Origin of the sequence: Streptomyces lydicamycinicus (assembly GCF_000829715.2) — a bacterium.
In the GTDB taxonomy this organism is placed as follows: domain Bacteria; phylum Actinomycetota; class Actinomycetes; order Streptomycetales; family Streptomycetaceae; genus Streptomyces; species Streptomyces lydicamycinicus.
The window spans coordinates 55,092-77,103 of sequence record NZ_BBNO01000011.1 but is presented as its reverse complement, the minus strand read 5'-3'; the positions used below and the strand labels follow the sequence as shown (position 1 = coordinate 77,103).

The window sequence follows — 22,012 nt, the reverse complement described above, 5'->3', positions numbered from 1 at the left end:
CTCACCGTTCCCCGGCGCCCGCGGTCAGGGAGGCGCCCTGCCATGCCGCACCGTGCGCCTGCCGGGCGTCCTCCGCCGCCGCCCGGCAGGCGCACGGCGCGGAGCCGAGCGGCGGCTCGCCCGCCACCGCCGCGCGGTAGCGCTCCATGATCACGTCGGCCACCTCGGGCTCCGGGCCGATCACCGTCGCGCCGAAGACATCGGTGCCGGGGTGTGCCGCGGCCCAGCCCTCGGCCTGCATGTGCAGCCGCTCCACCGGGCCGCCGGGCAGCAGGAAGTAGGGCAGCACCACGATCCGGCCCGGTCCGCCGGGGCCCGCCGTGGCCGCCAGCGCCCGGCACCGGTCCAGGCCCGCCGGGACGTCGGGTGCCGCCTGCGAGACGAACGCGGTCTCCACGCCCGCGAAGCCGCGCCCCTCCCACAGCAGCCGCGCGGCCCGCGCGACCTCGGCATTGGCGTACGGATCGGTCGTACCGTGGCCCACCAGCAGCACCGTGGTGCGCGCCCGGTCAGCGGGCTTGCGGGCGCCGCTGCCCAGTGCCTGGTCCAGCCGCCGCTCCAGTACGTCGAGCAGCTTGGGGTGCGGCCCCAGTTCGGCGCCGCAGACATGGGTGAGCCCCGGGTGGCGCTCGCTCGCCCGCGCCAGCACCGCGGGCAGCGCCTCCGGGACCGGGCCCGTCGGGGCCGTCAGCAGGGGTATGACGGCGAGCCGGTCCGCGCCCCGCCCGACGAGCCCGTCGACGGCGTCGGTCAGCGGCAGCGGCGAGTCCGGGACGCCGAAGAACCCGCCGGCGACCGGCACCTCGGGGTGGCGTTCGGCGAGCAGACGGACCAGGGCGCGCAGGGCGTCGGCCCCGCCTTCGTCGCGGGTGCCGTGACCGGCGATGAGCAGTGCGGGAGAGGTCGTCACTAGGTCTCCTTGGTACCGGTGGGTCCGCTGCCGGGCGCCGGGTCGCCGACGACCGCCGTCCACCGATCCGGGCCACGGCGGGGCGGGTTGGGGGAGGTCATGACGATATCCGCAGCGGAAGAGCGGTCGGTGGCCGCTCCCTCCCTACCAGCGGTAAGGGCACCGCTCTCCGTTACAGCGGGCCCGGCCAGCGCGCAGGTCGCCCCGGGCGGCCGGCCCCGCGGCGCCGACTTCCGCTTGTCGGCGAGCAGTTCCGCGCCCGGCCCGGCGGCCAGCAGCGCCGCCGCCTCGGCCACGCTCGGCGTCCCGACGGCGGCCGCCGCGGCGCTGGACGGACCGGTCACCGGCACCGCCGCAAGGGCCGCCGCCGGGAACGACCGCAACGGCACCCCCAGCCGGCGGGCCGCCCCGATCAGGCCCGGCTCCGCCGCCTTGGCCGCGACCGTCGCCAGCGCGACGACCGGCCGGTCCGAACACCCCGCCGCCGCACGGGTGGCCGCGATCAGCTCCAGCACCTCGGACAGCGGCACACCGCGGCGCGCCCCCACCCCGACGACCAGCGGCGCCGCGGCACCGCCGGTCTCGTCGGGGACCCGGCGCGTCATACCGCGAGGGCTCCCCGGCCGGAGGCGATCCGGCCGGGCCGCCCCTCCAGGAGCGCGGTGGGCCCGCCCGTCCCGTCGGTGGCCGGGGCCCCCGGCCGGTGACCGGTGCCCCGGCCCGGGTGCCTGCCGCCGGCCACCGGCCGTACGCCGGTCATCGGCCGCCACCCGGGACCCCCGCGCTCCGTGCCGCGCTCGCCACCAGGCGCCCGGCCAGCGACGGTTCGGCGGCCCAGTGCACATGCAGATACGAGGCATGCACCCCGCCGGCCACGAAGCCCTCGACCCGCCGCTCCGGATGCGTCAGCCCCCACGCCGGGTCCGCGCCCGCGCCCGGCTCCAGCGCCGTGCGGTGGAACTCGTGGCCGCGTACCCGGGTGCCGGCCGCGGCCAGCGCGTTGTCCCGCAGCGCCACCGCCTCGCGGTAGCCGAGGGTGAGCCGTTCGGTCATCCGGGCCTCGGCGGGCAGCACCCCGCACATCGGCTTCCCGTCCAGGAACCGGGAGAGGTACAGCAGCCCGGCGCACTCGGCGGACACCGGCGCCCCGGAGGCGGCCAGGGCGGCCACCGCGGCGCGCAGCGGGGCGTTCGCCGACAGATCCGGCGCGTACATCTCGGGGAAGCCGCCGCCGATCACCAACCCCTGGGTGCCGGGCGGCAGTTGCTCGTCCCGCAGCGGGTCGAACGGGGCCACCTCGGCGCCCGCGGCGGTCAGCAGCTCGGCGTGTTCGGCGTACGAGAAGGTGAAGGCGGCGCCGCCCGCGACGGCGATCAGCGGCTTCTCCGGGGCGGCGGCCGCCCCTTCGGCCGGTGCGAGGTGCGCCGCCGGGTCCCAGGCCGCGTCCGGCAGCTCCGGCACCGTACGCGCCAGCGCCAACAGCGCCTCCAGATCGCAGCCCGCACGGACGCGCGCGGCGAGTTCGGCCACCGACTCCACCGCCTCGGCCCGCCGTTCGGCGACCGGCACCAGGCCCAGGTGCCGGGAGGGCGTACCGGCCCGTCCGTCCCGGCGCAGGGCGCCCAGCACCGGCACACCGGAGGAGTCCATCGCCTCCCGCAGCAGCTCCTCGTGGCGGTCCGAGCCGACCTTGTTGAGGATCACCCCGGCCAGCCGTACCTCCGGGTCCCAGGAGGCGAAGCCGTGCACCAGCGCGGCCACCGACCGGGACTGCGAGGACGCGTCCACCACCAGCACCACCGGCGCCCGCAGCAGCTTCGCCACATGCGCCGTCGAGGACAGCTCGCCCATTCCGGACGCCCCGTCGAACAGCCCCATCACGCCCTCGACGAGGGCGAGATCGGCGCCCGCCGCACCGTGCAGGAACAGCGGCGCGATCCGGTCAGGACCGCACAGATAGGCGTCCAGATTGCGGCCGGGGCGGCCGGTGGCCAGGGAGTGGTAGCCGGGGTCGATGTAGTCGGGACCCACCTTGTGCGGCGACACCGTGAGCCCGGCCTCGGCGAACGCCGCCATCAGGCCGGTGGCCACCGTCGTCTTGCCCGCGCCCGACGACGGTGCGGCGATCACCAGCCGCGGAATCGACCCGCTGCTCACGCGCTGTGCTCCCTGTTCACCATTCGATGCCCCGCTGGCCCTTCTGGCCGGTGTCCATCGGGTGCTTGACCTTGGTCATGTCCGTCACCAGATCGGCGAAGTCCAGCAGCGCCTCGGGGGCGTTCCGCCCGGTGATGACGACATGCTGCGTACCGGGGCGGTCGCGCAGCACCGACACCACCTCCTCGGTGTCGATCCAGCCCCACTTCAGCGGATAGGCGAACTCGTCCAGCACCAGCAGCTTGTAGGTCTCCGCGGCCAGATCCCGCTTGACCTGCTCCCAGCCCTCGCGCGCCGCGTCCTCGCTGGAGGCGATGTCGCGCTGGACCCAGGACCAGCCCTCGCCCATCTTGTGCCAGGCGACGGTGCCGCCCTCACCGGACTCCCCGAGCACCTTCAGCGCCCGCTCCTCGCCGACCTTCCACTTCGCCGACTTCACGAACTGGAACACCCCGACCGGCCAGCCCTGGTTCCAGGCGCGCAGCGCCAGCCCGAAGGCGGCGGTCGACTTGCCCTTGCCCTGGCCGGTGTGGACGAACACCAGCGGACGGTTGCGGCGCTGGCGGGTGGTGAGCCCGTCGTTCGGTACGACGGACGGCTGTCCCTGCGGCATTACGCGGCCTTCCTGTTGCCCTGCACGGTCCGTACGAGCGCGGAGACACTGTCCGCGCGCAGTTCGTCGAGGGTGATCGCGGTGCCCTGGAGCTCACGGGCCAGCTCGCCCGCCAGACCCAGCCGCACCGGGCCCGCCTCACAGTCCACGACCACCGACGCGGTGCCCTCACCGGCCAGCAGCCGGGCGGCGCGGGCGGCCCGGACGACGGGCTCCGGGCCGCCGGTCGCCCGGCCGTCGGTGACGACCACCAGCAGCGGCCGCCGCGAGGCATCCCGCATCCGCTCCACCCGCAGCACCTCATGGGCCCGCAGCAGGCCCTCGGACAGCGGCGTACGGCCGCCCGTCGGCAGCTGTTCCAGCCGTGCCGCACCCGCCTCGACCGAGGACGTCGGGGGCAGCGCCAGCTCGGCGCCGGTGCCGCGGAAGGTGATCAGGCCGATCTTGTCGCGCCGCTGGTAGGCGTCGAGCAGCAGCGAGAGCACCGCGCCCTTGACCGCGCTCATCCGCTTCCGCGCCGCCATCGAACCGGAGGCGTCCACGACGAACAGGACCAGATTGCCCTCCCGCCCCTCGCGTACCGCCTCGCGCAGATCGTCCCGGCGCACCACCAGCCCCCGCCCGCTGCGACCGCGGGCCCGCTGGTGCGGCGCCGCGGCCTGCACGGTAGCCGCCAGATGCAGCTTGCCCAGGGCGCCTTGGGGGCGGCGGGCGCCGGTCGTCCGGCCGTGGGCGGTACGGGCCCGGGAGCGGCGGCCGTCCGCGCCCTCGCCCAGGCCCGGCACATCCAGCCGCCGGGTACGGAACGGCTCGGTGGCCCCGACCGCCGCCTTCTCCCCGGCCGCGCCCCCCTGAGGCGCGCTCTCCGGCTCGGGCGCGGGCTCGGGGGCCTGCGAAGTCTGCGGAGCCTCCCGCTCCTGCTGGTGGGGGAGTTCGGCCTCCGGCGGAAGCGGCGCCTCCGCCGGCCCGCCGTCCTGTGGCGGATGCCCGCCGCCCTCCGGGCCCCCGCCGTCCGGACCGCCCCCGTCGGGACCGCCGTCCGGACCGTCCGGCTCCGGATCGTCGTCGCCGTCCGTGTCCTCGTCCGCGCCGAACTCCTCCAGCGTCCGGTCGAGTTTCTCCTCGTCCAGGCCGGGGGCGTCGAAGGGGTTGCGGCGCCGGCGGTGCGGCAGCGCCAGCAGCGCCGCCTGCCGCACGTCCTCCTCCAGGACGTCCGTCCGCCCCGCCCACGCGGCCAGCGCGGTCGCGGTGCGCGCCATCACGATGTCCGCGCGCATCCCGTCCACCTCGAACGCGGCGCAGGTCGCGGCGATCTGCCGGAGCGCCGCATCGCCCAGCGTCACCCGCGGCAGCAGCTCCCTGGCCGCGGCGATCCGCCCGCGCAGCGCGTCCTCCTCGGCCGCCCAGTCCGCCGCGAAACCGGCCGGATCGGCGTCGTAGGCCAGCCGGCGCCGGACGACCGTCACCCGCTCGTCGGGCTCGCGCGAGGCGGCGACCTCGACCGTGAGCCCGAACCGGTCCAGCAACTGCGGCCGCAGCTCGCCCTCTTCGGGGTTCATCGTCCCGACGAGCAGGAAACGGGCCGCGTGGCGTACGGAGACCCCCTCGCGCTCCACGTACGAGGCGCCCATGGCGGCCGCGTCCAGCAGCAGGTCCACGAGGTGGTCATGGAGCAGATTGACCTCGTCGACGTACAGGATGCCGCGGTGCGCGTCCGCCAGCAGGCCCGGCTCGAAGGCCTTCACGCCCTCCGACAGCGCCCGCTCGATGTCCAGCGCGCCGACCAGCCGGTCCTCGGAGGCGCCGACGGGGAGTTCGACCATCCGCGTCGGGCGCTCCTCGACGCCGCCCGTCCCGTGCGGCCCGTCGGGGCAGCCGGGGTCCGGCGCGGCCGGGGCGCAGGCGAAGCGGCAGCCGCTGATCACGTCCACGGCCGGCATCAGCGCCGACAGTGCCCGGACGGCGGTGGACTTGGCGGTGCCCTTCTCGCCGCGGACCAGCACGCCGCCGACCGCGGGGCTCACCGCGTTCAGCAGCAGCGCGAGCCGCAGATCGTCCATCCCGACCACCGCGGTGAAGGGGTACTGCGGGGTCGTGTTGTGCGCGGTCGTCATGCTGTGTCGTCCTCCACGTCGCCGTCGAGCTCCGGATCCGTCCTGTGCGTACCCCTCATGGCGCTCCCGGAGGCACGAACGGCAGTCCCTCCGGCACCCCTTCCTCGATCAGCCGCAGCAGCCCGGCGGTGTCCGCGTGCTCCTCGATCAGATCGCCCAGCCGGTCCAGCTGTTCCTCACGCAGCACACCGAAACGGGTGTCGGGGGCCGGGACGAACGCCCGGCCCGCGTCCGCCGCGACCCGCCGCAGGAAGGCCCGGCGGAAGCCGTCGCTCTCCAGCGACCCGTGCCAGTGCGTGCCCCATACGGAGCCGGTCCGGCAGCCGTCCAGGAACTCCTCGTCCCCGCCGGTCACTTCGGCGACACCGTGGTGGATCTCGTACCCCTCCACCGGCTCGCCCAGCGCCGTACCGACCGGCCGCGCCAGCGTCTTCTCCGCCGCGAACCGCACCCGTACGGGCAGCAGGCCCAGCCCGTCGACCACGCCCGCCTTCGACTCGACCTCGTCCTCGATGCGCTCGCCCAGCATCTGGAAGCCGCCGCAGATGCCCAGCACCGGGCGCCCCCCGGCGGCCCGCCGGGCGATCGCGTCCGCCAGGCCGCGCTCCCGCAGCCACGCCAGCGCCCGGACCGTGCCGCGGGTTCCCGGCAGCACCACCAGGTCGGCGTCGGCCAGCTCCTCGGGCCGGTCCACGAACCGCACCACCACGCCCGGTTCGGCGGCCAGCGCGTCCACGTCCGTGAAGTTCGACATCAGCGGTACGGCACAGACCGCCACCCGCAGCACATCCGCACCGTGCGGCGGAGCCACCACGCTCTCGCGCACCGCGCCGCGCAGCGACACCCGCAGGCCGTCCTCCTCGTCGATGCCGAGGCCGTGCGCGAACGGCAGGACGCCCAGCGTCTGCCGCCCCGTGAGGCCGCGCAGCATTTCCAGGCCCGGCTCCAGCAGCGTCACATCGCCCCGGAACTTGTTGACCAGATACCCGGCGACCAGCGCCTGGTCCTCCTTGGACAGCAGCGCGGTGGTGCCGAAGAACGAGGCGAACACCCCGCCGCGGTCGATGTCACCGACCACGACCGCCGGGATACGGGCGGCCCGTGCGAGGCCCATGTTCACGATGTCGGTACGCCGCAGATTGATCTCGGCGGGACTGCCCGCGCCCTCACAGATCACCGCGTCATGGGTACGCCGCAGCTCCTGGAGGCAGTCGGTCACCGTGCCGAGCAACTGCTCCCGGCGGCCCGCGTACTGCGCCTCACCCTGCGACGTCCCCCCGAAGTACCCCCGGGCGCTGAGCTCACCCACCGGCTTCCCCAGCAGCACCACCTGGCTGCTGCGGTCACTGCCCGGCTTGAGCAGGACGGGGTTCATCAGCGCGGTCGGCTCCACCCGCGCCGCGGCGGCCTGCATCGCCTGGGCCCGTCCGATCTCCGCGCCCTCGCGCGTGACGAACGAATTCAGCGACATGTTCTGTGCCTTGAAGGGCGCCACCCGGACGCCCTGCCGGACCAGCCAGCGGCAGATCCCCGCCGTCACCACGCTCTTACCGGCGTCGGACGTCGTACCGGCCACCAACAGGCCACCGCCGACCGCCCCGCCGGCTGCTTTCAACCGCCCGTTCACCGGGTCCTCCTCCTGGGCTTCGGGTCACTACACCCGCCCACCCCCCGAAGGGGGGTGGGCGGCGGGGAAAAAACGGACGGCCTCATACCGCTCCCGCCTTACGCCCGCGTACCGGTCCCGCCTCACACCCGCGCCCCCCGGCCCCACGAGCGACCGCCGCCCGTGCCACGCCGACCGCCGCCCGCGCCGCCACCGTCGTCAGCAGTGCCAGCGCGCTCACCCGGCGGGAGAGCCGCACCGCACGTTCGATGTCCGGCACCGCCACCGGCGGCGCCGCGCCGTTGAGCACCGGACGGTGTTCCACCCGCCCGCCGTACGCCAGCGTGCCGCCCAGCCGTACGCCCAGCGCACCCGCGAACGACGCCTCCACCGGGCCCGCGTTGGGGCTCGGATGCGCCCCGCCGTCCGCCCGCCAGGCCCGCAGCGCACCGCGCCGGTCGGGGCCCGCGAGCACGGTCAGCGCGGCGGTCAGCCGGGAGCCGGGCCAGCCGGCGAGATCGTCGAGCCGGGCCGCGGCCCAGCCGAAGCGGCGGTAGCGCGGCGACTTGTGCCCCACCATCGCGTCCAGGGTGTTCACCGCGCGGAACGCCACCAGACCGGGCACCCCGCCCAGCGCGCCCCACACCAGGGCGCCCACCACCGCGTCGGAGGTGTTCTCGGCGACCGACTCCACCACCGCACGGGCCATCTGCGGCCCGTCCAGCGCCTGCGGATCGCGCCCGCACAGATGCGGCAGCCGCTCCCGGGCCACGTCCAGGTCACCCGCCGTCAGCGCTCCGCCGACGGCCCGTGCCTCCCGGCCGAGCGAGGTGCCGCCCAGCACGGCCCAGACCGTTGCCGCGGTCAGCGCGACCCGGGCGCCACCACGGAGCGACAGCAAAGAAGCGGAAGCCGAGCCCCGCACTGCGCGCTCCAGCAGCGCGGCACCGGCGGCGGCCCCGCCCGCGCACAGCACGGCGTGAGTCGCCCCGTAACCGCGGTGGTCACGCCACAGCCGGCGTTCGACGGCACCCGCGGCCCGGCCGAACGCGGCCACCGGATGGCCGCGCCGAGGATCCGCCGCGATCAGGTCGCCGAGAAAGCCGAGGGCCGCGCCGCACACATATCCCGCGTGGTCGCCGCGCATCGGGTCAGACCGCCGTGCGGGTGCGTCCGTGACGTCCCGCCCGGCCCCGAAGGAGCCCTGCGGCGGCGGGCAGTGGCGATCTCAAGGGGCGGCCGGGCATGGCGGTATGTCCTCACTCAGGGTCCGCGCCCTGGCTCGACGTGTCGGCGACCAGAGTCTCCTGGCTCCCGGATCGGCGTGTCCTCCGGCCTTCCAGTCCCGCGTACGTCATCGGACGTATGCGAGGCGGACCGTGGCCTTCGCTGGAGGAACGCTCCCCGGTGACAGTGGCGGGACCGCGCCGGATTCGCACCGGACTTCCTCTGCTGTCGCCGAATGGCTCCGGCAGTCCACCACGCCCCGCGAACGCCGTCAACTCACCCTTGACCTGCGACGCTGCCCTGTGGCAGGCGCTGTGGCGCACGCCACAGCGTGGCTGAGGGGTCACGGACGGTTGCCCGCGCACCTGATCCCGCGTCACTATCTGGTGCACGGCGGCGAAGGGGCCGCCGGAAGGGGGCCGGGGGATGCCGCAGCGCGCTGACCGTCACGAGATCCGTATCAGGATCACGGGCACGAACAATCCTGACCAGGACGTCGAGGACCTCAAGGCGTGGCTGGAGCGCGAGCCCTGGCTGAACCGGCGGTCGCACGACTGGGAGCTGCGCCCGGCCCAGGAGCGCGACGACGGCCCCGGCGACATGGCCATCGGCGTCGACGACCTGATCCTCGTCGTCGTCGGCGCGGTCGCCGCCGAGATCACCAAGAGCCTGGGCATCGCCCTGCGCGAATGGCTGCGCCGCCGCAGGGAGGAACGCGACACCGGCGAACGGCCCGCCGTGGCGGTCGGCGGCGGGGACGGCGAGCTGCGCGCACTGGGCGAACCGGGACCGGGCGCCGCGGCCCCCGAACGCCCCGATCCCGGCAGCCCGGCGAACGAGGGCGGCAGCACCGCCGGGGACTGAGCCGGATGTCCGAATACGACGCACGGGGCAAGGTCAACCGGGCGCTGCTGATCTGCGTCGACGACTACCGCCACCTGCGGCCGCTCCCCGCGGTGCGGGACAACCCCGGGGAACTGGAACGCGTCCTGCTCGCCCCCGGCACCGACCTCTTCACCAAGGGCGAGGTCGTCATCTGCCGGCCCCAGGAGCCCTGGGAGGTCGAACAGGCCCTGGACGCCGTCGTCCAGGAGGCCCGCGGGCTGCTGCTGGTGTACTTCTCCGGCCACGGCCGGGTGGGCCGGGACGGCGGCAATCTCCAGCTCATGGTCGGTGCCTCGGAACGGCGGCACAAAACCGTCTCCTGGCAGGACACGGTACTGTCCTACCTGGACAACGCGCGGGCCGACCGGATCGTGATCGTCCTGGAGTGCTGCTACGCCGGCAACGCCGGAGAGGCCTTCCACGCCTGCCGCACCCCCACCTCGCTGCTGATGGCCGCACAGCCCAACCGCCGGATCTTCAGCGGCGAGGAGCCCACCGGCGGCAGTGTCTTCACCCGCGCCCTGCGGCAGATCCTGGAACAGGGCATCCCCGGCAAGCGGTTCGTCACCTTCGAGGACCTCGTCCGGGAGCTGCGGAACCAACTGGCCGGCGAGCGCACCCCGATGGGCGACGTCTGGGAGCCCCGCTCGGCCAAGCAGAACACCGTCGACGACGTCATCCTGTCCTTCGCCACCCCCGGGATCCGGCCGCCCACCCCGCTGCGGATCCGATTACGGCGCCGGCTGAACACCTCCTTCCGGCACTGGTTCCGGATCCTGATGGTGCTGGCGATCATCGCCGTACCGGCCACCGCGGGCGTCGTCCTGCTGAACCTCCCGGGCGGCGCCGAAGCCTGCCCGCCCGCCCTCGAACTGCGGCTGCTCACCGCCCCCGAGGCCGAACCCGCGCTGCGCCAGGCGGCCTTCGACTACGAGATGTCCGCCGCCAACACCCGGCCCCTCGACGGCGAGGGCGACCTCCCCGACGGCTGCCGGCGCGCCCAGATCACCGTCTACTCCGCCGCCAAGGACCAGGTCGACCAGGGCTTCGCCGCCGCCGACCGCTGGCAGGGCGAGGCCCACGGCTCCGGCAAGGACGGGCCGGACGACAAGGGCATCGACCCCCTCTACCGGCCCGGACCCCAGCCCGACATCTGGATCCCCGAATCCACCGCCGACTACTACGAGGCCCGCCGCGGGATGCCCGCCAAGGGCTCCCCGGCGACCCTGCACTACAGCGCCCCGGTCGCCTACACGCCCCTGGTCGTCGGCATCCCGGCACACCGGCGGCTGGACGACGTCGAACCGGCCGGCGCCTCCTGGCGGGAACTGCTCACCGGAACCGACCGCACCCACCGCGACCTCCGGCTGCTGCGGCCGAGCCCGGTGCTGTCCGGCACCGGACTGCTGCACACCCTCGGCCTCTACCTAGCCCACGACGGCTCGGACGCCGCCTCCTCCGGCGCGCCCGACCCCACCCTGGCCCGGCACGCCGAGGAGCGGCTGTCCGCCCCCGGCAGCCAGTACGCGGGCAGCACCGAACTGCTGTGTTCGCTGCGCCCCGACGCGGACGCCGCCGGCTCCGTCGACCGTACGAAGTCCGCGCCGCTGGTGTCGGAGAAGTCCCTCGCCGACTACAACCTCGGCCGCGCCACCGGCAGTTGCCCGGCCCTGGACGCCCCGCTCCCGCTCCGCAACCGCTACGTCGCCTACTACCCCCGGCACGCCCCCGCCCTCGACCACCCCCTGATCCGGGTCGACTGGCACGGCACCAGGGACGCCACCCCACGGCAGGACGCCGTGGCCCGCTTCGCGACCTGGCTGCGTGCCGCGGACGGCGGCCAGCGCACCCTCACCGCCCAGGGCTACCGCGGTGTGCACGGCACCGGCCCGGGGGCGGGCTCACCGCTGCTCGACAGCCGCGCGGACGTCAGCCTCCTCGCCCCCACCGTTCCCTTCGGAGCGCACCCCGACCAGGTGTCCCAGGTGCTGGACGGCTACGACAAGGCCCAGAAGTCCAGTCAGGTGCTGATCCTCCTCGACACCTCCACCTCCATGGCCGACGGCGGCCGGCTGCCGACCGCCCTGCGCGCGGCCGGGCGTGTCCTGGAGATGGTCGGCGCACGCCACACCTACGGCCTGTGGGCCTTCCCGGACCGCGCGCACCCCACCGACGCCGACGCGGTGCGCGAGCTCGTCCCGCCCGGCAGCGCCGACCCGGCACCGGGCCGGGCCGCACTGGACCGGATCGCGGGCGGTGAACTGGTCGAGCACGGTGCCGCGATGGAGGAGGCGCTGACCCGCGCGGTGCGCCGGATGAAGAAGTCCCCGGCCACCAACAAGGCCATCGTGCTGATCCTCGACCAGGACGACGGCGCGGGCCCGGAGCGCGCGGCGGGCGTGGAGCGGACCCTCGGCACCCTCGTCGAGGAGGGGCCCGAAGTGCCCGTCCTGGCGCTGGCGCTGGGCAAGAACGGCTGTGACACCTTCGCCCTCCAGCGGCTGGCCGACGCCTCCCACGGCCAGTGTGTGCCCGGCGGCCCGCAGGCCGTCGACACCCTGGCCGGACGGATCGCCTCCATCGGCACGGCCACGAAGGGGGACCGATGACCGCGCCACGCACCGCCGCACCCGCCGCCCTGGCCTGCCTCGCCCTGACGCTCGCGTCGAGCGGCTGCACACCCGGGGAGCAACTCGTCCCGGAGAAGGGTGCGATCGTCCTCGCCACCGGCAGCGACCTCAGCAGCTCCGGTGTCCGCCAGGACCTGATCCACGACTGGGAGCGGCGCACCGGCCGTACGGTCCGCATCGTCAGACTCCCGGACACCGCCGACGGCCAGCGCAGCCAGCTGCTGGCGGCGGGCCAGTCCGGCAGCGGCGGCTACGACGTGCTCAACCTCGATGTCGCCTGGACCGCGGAGTTCGCCGAGGCGGGCGTGATCCGCCCCTGGGCCACGGCCCTGGACGGCGACTTCCTCGACAGCGTGGCCAAGACGGTGGAGTACGACGGCAAGGTGTGGGGGGTGCCCTTCAACACCGACGCCGGGCTGCTCTACTACCGCAAGGACATCCTTCGCGCGTACGGCCACGGCGCCCCGTCCAACTGGGGCGAGTTGAAGGACGTGGCGACCGAGGTGGCGCAGGCCTACAACCGCGAGGCCGCCCGGGACGCCGCCACCGGCCACAAGAAGCAGCGGCCCAGGATGTACGGCATGGTCGCCCAGCTGCGGCCCTACGAGGGGCTGACCGTCAACACCCTGGAGTCGGCCTGGGTCAACGGCGGCGACCCGGACGCCACCAGCTTCACCAAGGGCGAGCAGGTCGGCGCGCTCCAGCAGGGCATCGCCGACCTCAAACTCCGGCTCGACTCGATCATGCCGCACGAGGCCACCACGATGGACGAGACGGAGAGCCGCCGCTGGTTCGCCGACGGCCGCGCGCTGTTCATGCGCAACTGGCCGGTCGAATACGCCTCGGTCGCCGAGAAGCTCACGCCCGGCGAGCAGTTCGACGTCACCCAGCTGCCGGCCCGCCCCAGCGACGGCAAGCGGATGTCCGTGCTGGGCGGGCAGAACCTCGCCCTCGCGGCCGGAAGCACGCGGCCGGCCGGCGCCCGGTCCCTGATCGAGGCGCTGACCGGCCCCGGCAGCGAACGCTGTCTGCTGGAGCGGGGGTTCGCGGCCACCCGCGACTCGGCCTACCGGGAGGCGGCCACGGCACCGCACTGCCCGCTGCCGCCCGACGACGCCGAACGCGGTGAGCACGGCGCCACGGGCCGCCCGGAGCCCCGGCCCGACCCCCGCACCCTGCACGCGGCGCTGATGGCGGCCGCACCGCGCCCGCGCAGCGCCCACTACCAGACCTTCAGCAAGGTCGTACAGATCGGGGTGTCCGCCTATCTCAACGGCACCGGCGGCACCGCCATCGCCGACCGGCTGGCCCGGGAGGCCGATGACGCGCTCGGCGGCCGGGGCGAACAACGAACGAGGCGCCCGGCGGACGACGGCTGATGCCGTAATCCGCCGGGCGCCTCGCCCGGTCCGTCGTGGCGGCGGCGTCAGCCGGCCACGATCAGATAGATGCCATAGGCCACCGCCGCCGCGCAGAGGCCGAAGGCGGCCATCGCGCCGGCCCGTGCGCCCGCGCCCGGTACGGCGACCGCGGCGGCCGCACCCTCCTGGCCCGCCTTGCGGGACGTGCCGGCGATGCCGACGGTGAACAGGCCCACGATCCCGACCGTCACCACGAGGGTGACGCCGAAGACCTGGCCGAGAGCTGCCCAGTCGATGCTCATGGAGTGTTCCTTAAGGGATGACAGCTAGCGGGTGACCGTCGCGGCCTTGGCACGCGGGGTGGTGGAGGTGTCGGTGCCGGACGCCTGAGCCGGAATCCCGGCGGTTTCCGGGGCGTCGGCAGGAGCGGCGTCGGCCTCCGGGGCGTCGGCCGCCGGGGTCTGCTGGCCCGCCGGGGGCGGGGAGACGCTGCGCAGCGCGGCGGTCACCACGCCCACCGGCTCGGCGGCGGGACCTTCGTTGACGTTGGTGTGGTCGACCGGCTTGCGCCGGGAGGCGGCCCAGATCGCGCCGCAGATGCCCAGTCCGAGGACCGCCACCGCCGCCACGCCCCAGTCGCCCTGACCGGCGAGGAACGCGGCGCCCGCGGCGACCGCACCGGCGGCCGGCAGCGTCAGGCCCCAGGCCAGGACCATCCGGCCGGCCGTGGACCAGCGCACCACGCCGCCCTTGCGGCCCAGGCCCGAGCCCATCACGGAGCCGGAGCAGACCTGGGTGGTGGAGAGCGCGAAGCCGAGGTGGGAGGAGGCCAGGATGGTGGCCGCGGCGCCGGTCTGGGCGGCGAAGCCCTGCGGCGGCTGGATGTCGGTGATGCCCTTGCCCATCGTGCGGATGATCCGCCAGCCGCCCAGGTACGTGCCGAGCGCGATGGCGACACCGGCCGAGGCGATGACCCACAGCGGCGGGTCGGCGTGCGGGGCGACCACTCCGCCGGTGATCAGCGCGAGCGTGATCACACCCATCGTCTTCTGTGCGTCGTTGGTGCCGTGGGCGAGGGAGACCAGGGCGGCGGAGGCGATCTGCCCCGCGCGGTAGCCCTTGGCGGTGTCCGCCTCGTCGCGGTTGCGGGTCAGCCGGTAGGTGAGCCGGGTCGCCGCCATCGCGGCCAGGCCGGCCACGATCGGGGCGGCCACCGCCGGGATCAGGACCTTCATCACGACCGCGTCGCCGTGCACACCGTTGGTGCCGACGGACACCAGGGTCGCGCCGATCAGACCGCCGAAGAGGGCGTGGGAAGAGCTGGAGGGGAGACCCGCGAGCCAGGTCAGCAGGTTCCAGACGATCGCGCCGACCAGGCCGGCGAAGATCACTTCAGGTCTGATGCCGGCGCTCTCGTCGATGATCCCCCCGGAGATGGTCTTGGCCACCTCCACGGACAGGAACGCGCCGACGAGGTTGAGGACTGCCGACATCGCCACCGCGGTCTTGGGTCGCAATGCCCCGGTGGAAATGGTGGTGGCCATTGCGTTGGCCGTGTCGTGGAAGCCGTTCGTAAAGTCGAACACCAAGGCCGTGACGATCACGATCCCGATGAGAAGCGTGATGTGTTCCATTCACCCAGGCAATCAGTTCGAAGGTCAGTGTCGCTGGGACCGTACGGAGAGCGGGTGAACGGAAGATGAACTGGGACGGGCGCGTCGGTGACACCACCGCAGTGTTCACGCGGAGGCGCCTCCGGCGTCACTTCCGCATCACCCGTTGGCGAACTTCCTGCGCTTCGCCGGCGAGCCGCTCCCCGCGGTCCTGCTTGTCGTGAATCCCCCTCGACGGTAAGGGGCGAGCCGCCCAAGAGGGCTCAAATCAGGTCAATCCCCGGCATCCGCGCAGGTGTCCCCCGATGGCGGATACCCTGCGGGCGGGCCCACGGCGTACGGTGCCCCGGCCCGCTCGTACGGTGTCGCGCACCACATCCGCTTTCGCCGCACCGCGCCGGAGGACCCATGAAGGACCACCCCGACGACCTCGCCGCCGCCTGGAGCGAACTGGTCGCCACCGCCCGCCGAACGGTCACCGACGGCCTGGTCGTCGGCACCTCGGGCAATGTCTCGCGCCGCATCAGGGACCTGGTCCTGGTCACCCCCAGCGGCGTCCCCTACGACCGGCTCGGCCCCGGCGACACCACCGCGGTCGACCTCGAAGGCCGCCAGATCATCGGCGCGCTCCGGCCGACCAGCGAACTCCCGATGCATCTGACGGTCTACCGCACCACCACGGCCACCGCCGTCGTCCACACCCACGCCCCGTACGCCACCGCCGTCTCCACCCTGGTCCCCGAACTCCCGCCGGTCCACTACATGGCCGCGGCACTCGGCGGCCCCGTCCGCGTCGCCCCCTACGCCCTGTACGGCAGCGACGAGCTCGCCGCGAACATGCGCGAGGCGCTCCGCGACCGCACCGGCTGTCTGCTGGAGAACCACGGCACGATCACCTACGGCGACAGCCTCGACCAGGCGCTGGACCGCACCGCCCAGCTGGAATGGATGTGCCGGGTGTGGCTCGCCGCGAGCTCCGTACCGGGCCGTACGCCGAACCTGCTGTCCGCCGGGCAGCTCGACGCGGCCGCCGGCCGGCTGCGCGGCTACGGCCAGCCGGGCCGCGACCAGGGCTGACCGCCCGCCTCGGGGCGGCGGCCCGTACCCCGTCCGCCGCCCGGGGGGGGGCGACCCGGCGCCCCGCCCGGTCACCCGCCCGACTCCGCCCGGTGGCCGCCCCCGGCACCGCTGCGCACACTGGTGAGGTGCGCCTGGGTACTGCGGCGGCCGTGGCCGCCATCACCGTGATAGGTGCCGGGGCGGCCGCCGTGGCGGTCGGCCGGTACGCCAGTGACATTGCCCTGAAACCATCGCCGGACCAGCCCTTCCCGGGCGACTCCCGCCTCACCGTGCACTCCGCCACCGAGGAGCGCATCGCCCTCACCCGCAGCTTCGCGTCCCTGCGGCCCGGCACCTACGGGCTCACCGGCTCCGGCTGCCACGCGGTGCTCGGCGATGTCGTCCACGGCGTCCCGCACCCCGCCGACGCGGTCGTCCGCCGCCTGGTACGGGTCACCCACGGCACCCTCGGGCCGGGCAACCGGATGCGGCTCACCCCCCAGGTGCACCTCGGCAACCCCCGGGACGCCCTCGGCCTCGACTGCGCCGACGTCGACATCCCCGGCGAACTGGGCGCCCTCCCGGCGTGGTTCGTCCCCGGCGTCCGCGACACCTGGGTCATCACCGCACACGGCCTGGGCACCACCCGCGAACACCCCATGGTGGTCATGCCGTTCCTGCACCGCCACCGGCTGCCGGTCCTCGACCTGTCCTACCGCAACGACCTGGGCGCCCCGCGCACCGCCGACGGCGTCAACCACCTCGGCGACACCGAATGGCGCGACCTGGACGCGGCGATCCGCTACGCCCTGCGCTACGGCGCCCGGAACGTCGTCCTCCACGGCTGGTCCACCGGCGCGACCATGGCACTGCGCGCCGCCACCCACTCCGCGCTCCGCGACCGGATCAGCGGTCTGGTCCTGGACTCCCCGGTCCTCGACCGGAACGCCACGGTCCGTGCGCTGGCCGGCGCCCGGCGGATCCCGCGGGCCCTGTTGCCGCTGGTGGTACGCGCCGCCGAGGGCAGCACCGGAGTGCCCCTCGGCCATCCCGCCGACGCCGTCGACCCGGACGAGCTGGAGATTCCCACGCTGCTCTTCCACGGACCGGACGACATGATCGCCCCCTGGACCGCGTCCCGCTCCTTCGCCGCCCGCCGGGCCGACCTGGTCACGCTGCAACCGGTCCCGCACGCCCCGCACGCCGCGATGTGGAACGCCGACCCCTCGGGCTACGAGGAAGCCCTGCGGCGCTTCCTCACCCCGCTCATGTAGCACCGCACCCCACTCATGCAGCACCGCCCGGGCCGCCCCCGGCCCGGACGCCGGTCACCGACGCGGGCTCCCGCGGGCCACCCCTCCAACGGGCCCGGCGCCCCCGATGGCTTCCGGGTGTCTCCCGGGTATACGGGGGGACAACTCCCCTCATCAGGGATGGGTCGGCTAGGTGACGCGGCCGTGGCAGATCGCAAGCCGGGTTCCGATTGGGCTTTCGGGCCGACAGCGGCAACACTGCTCCTGTGACGTCCCGTACTCCGCGCGACTCCCGGCTCCGACTCGTCCCCCGTCAACCGGTTGCGGCCGCCCGCCGGGCGGTGACAACCCGGGCCAAGCGCCCGGCGCCCCGCCCGCCCGAGGGCACGCCGCCGCCCGCGGAACTGGCCCGCCAGGCCCGTGCCGTACTGGCCGGCGCCGCCCGGCTCGCCCGCTGGGCCGACAGCGTCGGTGCCGGCGCCGCCGGCGGCAGCCTGCGTGCCGGTCCCGACGGAGCGCTGCCGAAGGCCGCCGCGGAACGCGCCGCCGAGGCCCTGGGTCTGACGCCGCACCAGGTCCGCATCGACTGGGACCGGGCCCGGCTGGCCGGCCTCGTCGAACTCCACGACGGCCTCGCCCGCCCCGGCTGGCGGCTGCGGGCCTGGGACCGCGACGACACCGCCGTGCTGCGCGGCTGGGTCGCGCTCTTCGACGCCTGGTCGCTGGCCCGCCCCGCACCGGCCGGCGCCGGCCCCGCGATAGTCGCCGAAGTCGTCGAGGCGCTGCCGCAGTTGCTGTCCCTGCTGCATCTGTCGGCCGGTCCCGTGCGGCTGCCGGTACTGCTCGACATGCTCGACCAGCGCGTCGCCGAACTGCGCACCGAACGCTGCGAGGTCCCCTACGGCCAGGACCCGGGCGGCGCCGACGAGGCCGCGGTCGCCGGCGACGCCGCGGGGGCGTCGCTGGCCGCGCTGCTGGACTGGGCGCTGGACGCGCTGCGGACCGTCGGCGCGCTGGTGCCGCCGGACGGCGCGGAGGCCGCGCACGACGCGTCCGAGGCGCAGCTGACGCCGCTCGGCAACTGGTCGGTGTGGGTCAAGCTGGAGCAGATCTGTGTGGCCGCGCAGAGCCCGGCCGGCCACATCGAACAGTCCGCGGAGGCCATGCTGCGCGGCTGCGCCCGGCTCACCCCGGGCCCGGCCCGCGCCGAATACCGGGCCTGGCTCGCCGCCCGCTCCGTCGGCGCGGCCGTCGAGGAGCTGCTGACCGTGGCCCGCGGCGAGGACGCGCTGCTGCGCGGCCTGGCCTTCGAGGCACTGCGGGCGGTCGGCGCCCCGGCCGAGGCCGCCGTACGGGCCGCCGCCGACGAGCCGGGTCTGCGGCCGTACGCCCTGCTGTGGCTGGTCGAGCACGAGGGCGGCGACCCGGAGACCGCGCCCGATGTGCTCACCCGCGAGGAATCCACCTGGCTGTGGGTGGACACCGCGGCGGCCGTCGCCGATCACGGCGAGACCCAGCTGCTCGTCCGGCACCTCGACTCGGCGGTCCAGGGCTCGGTACCGCGCCTCCTGGAGGAGGTCCGCGCCGTCGGCCACCCCAGGACCGTTCAGGTACTGGTGGCCCTGGCCGCGGCCCACCCGGACCCGGCCCTGGCGAAGGCGGTGCGGCGGGCGGCCTTCCAAGTCCACACGGGTGGGGTTTGAATCCCACGTTTTCGGCTTTCCCGCCGTGGTTGTTGGTCGCCGTTGCGCCTGCGGCGGGCCGGGGTGGTTTGTGGGTGCGGTGACGGACCTCCGGGGCAGGGTGTCCGGACTGCTTCGCTTTACGTCCGGACACCCTGCCCCTCCGGCCCGTCCCCTCCCGTTGGGGGAGTGACTGCAGGTGGGTGGGGGCGTGCCGCCGTCAGTCATAACCGGGCCCTACGAGGTGCACCGGCCCACCTACGCCAACCCCCACCGGCCTTCTTCCCACCCTTCAACGGGAGGGGACGGGCCGGAGCGGGTGGGGTGCCGGACGTAAAGCGAAGCAGTCCGGCACCCCACCCGCGGAGGTCCGTCACCGCACCCCGACAGCCCCGCGCAGCGGCAACGCCCGCCGCAGGCGCAACGGAGAGAAAGCCGAAAACGCGGGCCGAAGGCAAAGCGCAGTGCACGGCGGGTGCACCGCGCAGCGGGCACCAAACGGCGAGCAACCCCCACGGCGGGACAGCCGAAGACGTGGGGGAGAAAACGACTTGCACTGGGCCGTTAGACTGCCTCCCATGGCAGTTCTCCCCTGGGTTCATTAGACGGCGCAGCTCGCCCTCGGACCGTCCGTCCAACCCGCCGTCTCCCTGACCCTGGAGCTTTTCCCGTGATCACCGCCTCCGGCCTTGAGCTGCGCGCCGGCGCCCGCATTCTCATCGAGTCCGCTTCCTTCCGTATCGCCAAGGGCGACCGCATCGGCCTGGTCGGCCGTAACGGCGCCGGCAAGACCACCCTCACCAAGGTGCTGGCGGGCGAGGGCATCCCCGCCTCCGGCACGGTCACCCGCGGCGGCCAGGTCGGCTATCTGCCGCAGGACCCGCGCACCGGCGACCTCGACGTGCTGGCCCGCGACCGCATCCTGTCCGCCCGCGATCTGGACACCGTGCTGCGCAAGATGCGCGAGAACGAGGACCGGATGGCCAACGGCAAGGGCGCCACCCGCGAAAAGGCGATGAAGAAGTACGAGCGCCTGGAGACCGAGTTCCTGACCAAGGGCGGGTACGCCGCCGAGGCGGAGGCCGCGACCATCGCCGCCAGCCTCGGCCTGCCCGACCGCATCCTCGGCCAGCCGCTGCACACCCTCTCCGGTGGTCAGCGCCGCCGTGTCGAGCTGGCCCGGATCCTGTTCTCGGACTCCGACACCCTGCTGCTCGACGAGCCGACCAACCACCTCGACGCCGACTCCATCGTCTGGCTGCGCGACTACCTCAAGACCTACCGCGGCGGCTTCATCGTGATCTCCCACGATGTCGACCTGGTCGAGACCGTCGTCAACAAGGTCTTCTACCTGGACGCCAACCGGTCGCAGATCGACATCTACAACATGGGCTGGAAGCTCTACCAGCAGCAGCGCGAGGCCGACGAGAAGCGCCGCAAGCGCGAGCGGGCGAACGCCGAGAAGAAGGCCGCGGCGCTCAACTCCCAGGCCGACAAGATGCGGGCCAAGGCCACCAAGACCGTCGCCGCGCAGAACATGGCCAAGCGCGCCGACAAGCTGCTCGCCGGCCTGGAGCAGGTGCGGGCCGCCGACAAGGTCGCCAAGCTGCGCTTCCCGGACCCGGCACCGTGCGGCAAGACCCCGCTCACCGCCGAGGGCCTGTCGAAGTCCTACGGCTCCCTGGAGATCTTCACCGACGTCGACCTGGCCATCGACAAGGGCTCCCGGGTCGTCATCCTCGGCCTCAACGGTGCGGGCAAGACCACCCTGCTGCGGCTGCTGGCCGGCGTCGAGACACCGGACACCGGCGAGGTCCGCCCCGGTCACGGCCTCAAGCTCGGCTACTACGCCCAGGAGCACGAGACCCTGGACCCGGACCGCACGGTCCTGGAGAACATGCGCTCGGCGGCCCCGGACATGGACCTGGTCGCCATCCGCAAGACGCTGGGCTCCTTCCTCTTCTCCGGTGACGACGTCGACAAGCCCGCCGGGGTGCTCTCCGGCGGCGAGAAGACCCGGCTCGCCCTGGCGACGCTGGTCGTGTCCTCCGCCAATGTGCTGCTGCTCGACGAGCCCACCAACAACCTCGACCCGGCCAGCCGCGAGGAGATCCTCGGCGCGCTGCACACCTTCACGGGCGCGGTGGTCCTGGTGACGCACGACGAGGGCGCGGTGGACGCGCTTCAGCCGGAGCGCATCATCCTGCTGCCCGACGGCGTCGAGGACCTGTGGGGCCAGGACTACGCGGATCTGGTCGCGCTGGCCTGACCGCGGCGGATGGATCATGCCGTATGGATCATTCGGCCGACGTGTGATCCATCATCTGAGTGAGAACGGCTCGTACACCGGCGAGTCTGCGGCCTACGGCCGGGCCCTTGGGGCCCGGCCGTCACCTTTTCGGTCGCACACCACCTGACCTGCCACTTCTCGCGGGCGGCCGCGCGCGGGCGGCCTCAGAAACCGCCGGAATCAGGCATTCCGGCCCGTGTTTTCGGGCCTCCGCCGGCAAACGATGTCGTATCGACCTTGCGGAATGGGTGGCCAGGAAGCCGGGGAGGGGTGATCATGAGAGTCCAGAGCGCACTTCCCACGAGGAGGCACGGGTGGCCGAGACTCTGAAGAAGGGCAGCCGGGTAACCGGCGCCGCGCGCGAGAAGCTCGCGGCAGACCTGAAGAAGAAGTACGACTCCGGTGCGAGCATCCGGGCGCTGGCCGAGGAAACCGGCCGCTCCTATGGATTCGTGCACCGGATGCTCAGCGAATCCGGTGTGGTCCTGCGCGGTCGCGGCGGAGCCACGAGGGGCAAGAAGGCCGCATCGGCCTGACGGCCGCGACTCCGGGTGCAGCGGTGTCCCCCCGGTCGACCGAGCAGTCGACCGGGAGGTTACCGTTCAGTCACTT

At 74.2% G+C, this 22,012-nt stretch carries 17 protein-coding genes and 1 riboswitch; of the genes, 8 read left to right on the top strand and 9 right to left on the bottom strand.

The features are described from left to right. Position 1: 1 nt before the first annotated feature. The 7 genes from TU31_RS33220 to TU31_RS33190 all read right to left on the bottom strand — a co-directional run bounded on the left by TU31_RS33220 (position 2) and on the right by TU31_RS33190 (position 8,547). Positions 2-910 carry a sirohydrochlorin chelatase gene (locus tag TU31_RS33220; RefSeq protein ID WP_042161627.1) on the bottom strand — a complete coding sequence of 303 codons (909 nt, stop codon included), beginning with the start codon at positions 908-910 and terminating at the stop codon, positions 2-4. After that, positions 910-1,515, bottom strand: coding sequence for a cobalamin biosynthesis protein (locus tag TU31_RS33215; RefSeq protein ID WP_063770849.1), 606 nt, complete (start codon positions 1,513-1,515; stop codon positions 910-912). Before TU31_RS33215 ends, TU31_RS33220 begins: the two co-directional genes overlap by 1 nt. A 151-nt stretch (positions 1,516-1,666) precedes the next feature. Further along, positions 1,667-3,067: a cobyrinic acid a,c-diamide synthase CobB gene (locus TU31_RS33210; RefSeq protein ID WP_042161624.1), complete on the bottom strand. Its 1,401-nt coding sequence runs from the start codon at positions 3,065-3,067 to the stop codon at positions 1,667-1,669. Positions 3,068-3,083: 16 nt separating this feature from the next. After that, positions 3,084-3,680 carry a cob(I)yrinic acid a,c-diamide adenosyltransferase gene (gene cobO / locus TU31_RS33205; protein WP_042161622.1) on the bottom strand — a complete coding sequence of 199 codons (597 nt, stop codon included), beginning with the start codon at positions 3,678-3,680 and terminating at the stop codon, positions 3,084-3,086. Further along, positions 3,680-5,794 carry a putative cobaltochelatase gene (locus tag TU31_RS33200; RefSeq protein ID WP_042161621.1) on the bottom strand — a complete coding sequence of 705 codons (2,115 nt, stop codon included), beginning with the start codon at positions 5,792-5,794 and terminating at the stop codon, positions 3,680-3,682. Before TU31_RS33200 ends, cobO begins: the two co-directional genes overlap by 1 nt. A gap of 55 nt (positions 5,795-5,849) precedes the next feature. Then, positions 5,850-7,421, bottom strand: a complete 1,572-nt coding sequence (locus TU31_RS33195) for a cobyric acid synthase (protein ID WP_042161620.1) — start codon at positions 7,419-7,421, stop codon at positions 5,850-5,852. An 82-nt stretch (positions 7,422-7,503) separates the two neighbouring features. Next, positions 7,504-8,547: a cobalamin biosynthesis protein gene (locus tag TU31_RS33190; RefSeq protein WP_042161619.1), complete on the bottom strand. Its 1,044-nt coding sequence runs from the start codon at positions 8,545-8,547 to the stop codon at positions 7,504-7,506. Between the two features lie 153 nt (positions 8,548-8,700). After that, positions 8,701-8,850, bottom strand: a riboswitch (cobalamin riboswitch). Positions 8,851-9,053: 203 nt separating this feature from the next. Here TU31_RS33190 and TU31_RS33185 point away from each other — a divergent pair. From TU31_RS33185 to TU31_RS33175, 3 genes are read left to right on the top strand one after another with little or no spacing between them, the layout of a single operon-like run. Beyond that, positions 9,054-9,491, top strand: coding sequence for an effector-associated constant component EACC1 (locus TU31_RS33185; protein ID WP_042161618.1), 438 nt, complete (start codon positions 9,054-9,056; stop codon positions 9,489-9,491). A 5-nt stretch (positions 9,492-9,496) separates the two neighbouring features. After that, positions 9,497-12,121, top strand: a complete 2,625-nt coding sequence (locus TU31_RS33180; RefSeq protein WP_042161616.1) for a VWA domain-containing protein — start codon at positions 9,497-9,499, stop codon at positions 12,119-12,121. Beyond that, positions 12,118-13,521 carry an extracellular solute-binding protein gene (locus tag TU31_RS33175; protein WP_042161614.1) on the top strand — a complete coding sequence of 468 codons (1,404 nt, stop codon included), beginning with the start codon at positions 12,118-12,120 and terminating at the stop codon, positions 13,519-13,521. The genes TU31_RS33180 and TU31_RS33175 overlap by 4 nt, the downstream gene beginning before the upstream one ends. 47 nt (positions 13,522-13,568) lie before the next feature. On the opposite strand, the gene TU31_RS33170 is transcribed toward TU31_RS33175, so the two are convergent. Both TU31_RS33170 and TU31_RS33165 read right to left on the bottom strand, forming a co-directional pair. Continuing rightward, positions 13,569-13,805 (bottom strand): hypothetical protein, encoded by a 237-nt coding sequence (locus tag TU31_RS33170; RefSeq protein ID WP_042161612.1) that lies wholly within the window; start codon positions 13,803-13,805, stop codon positions 13,569-13,571. A 24-nt stretch (positions 13,806-13,829) separates the two neighbouring features. Continuing rightward, a complete protein-coding gene (locus tag TU31_RS33165; protein WP_042161610.1) occupies positions 13,830-15,137 on the bottom strand; it encodes an inorganic phosphate transporter in 1,308 nt (435 codons plus the stop codon). Positions 15,138-15,524: 387 nt separating this feature from the next. On the opposite strand from TU31_RS33165, the gene TU31_RS33160 reads away from it, so the two are divergent. The 5 genes from TU31_RS33160 (at position 15,525) to TU31_RS33140 (ending at position 21,936) form a co-directional block, all read left to right on the top strand. After that, positions 15,525-16,193 (top strand): class II aldolase/adducin family protein, encoded by a 669-nt coding sequence (locus TU31_RS33160; RefSeq protein WP_042161608.1) that lies wholly within the window; start codon positions 15,525-15,527, stop codon positions 16,191-16,193. Between the two features lie 128 nt (positions 16,194-16,321). Beyond that, on the top strand, positions 16,322-17,449 hold the full coding sequence (locus TU31_RS33155) for an alpha/beta hydrolase (RefSeq protein ID WP_042161606.1): 1,128 nt from the start codon (positions 16,322-16,324) through the stop codon (positions 17,447-17,449). A 245-nt stretch (positions 17,450-17,694) separates the two neighbouring features. Continuing rightward, on the top strand, positions 17,695-19,131 hold the full coding sequence (locus TU31_RS33150; protein ID WP_078886091.1) for a hypothetical protein: 1,437 nt from the start codon (positions 17,695-17,697) through the stop codon (positions 19,129-19,131). A gap of 649 nt (positions 19,132-19,780) precedes the next feature. After that, entirely contained in the window at positions 19,781-21,379 is a 1,599-nt protein-coding gene (locus TU31_RS33145; RefSeq protein WP_042161602.1) for an ABC-F family ATP-binding cassette domain-containing protein, read from the top strand. A gap of 335 nt (positions 21,380-21,714) precedes the next feature. After that, complete coding sequence (locus TU31_RS33140; protein ID WP_006606369.1) at positions 21,715-21,936, top strand: helix-turn-helix domain-containing protein; 222 nt, start codon at positions 21,715-21,717, stop codon at positions 21,934-21,936. Positions 21,937-22,012 lie beyond the last annotated feature (76 nt).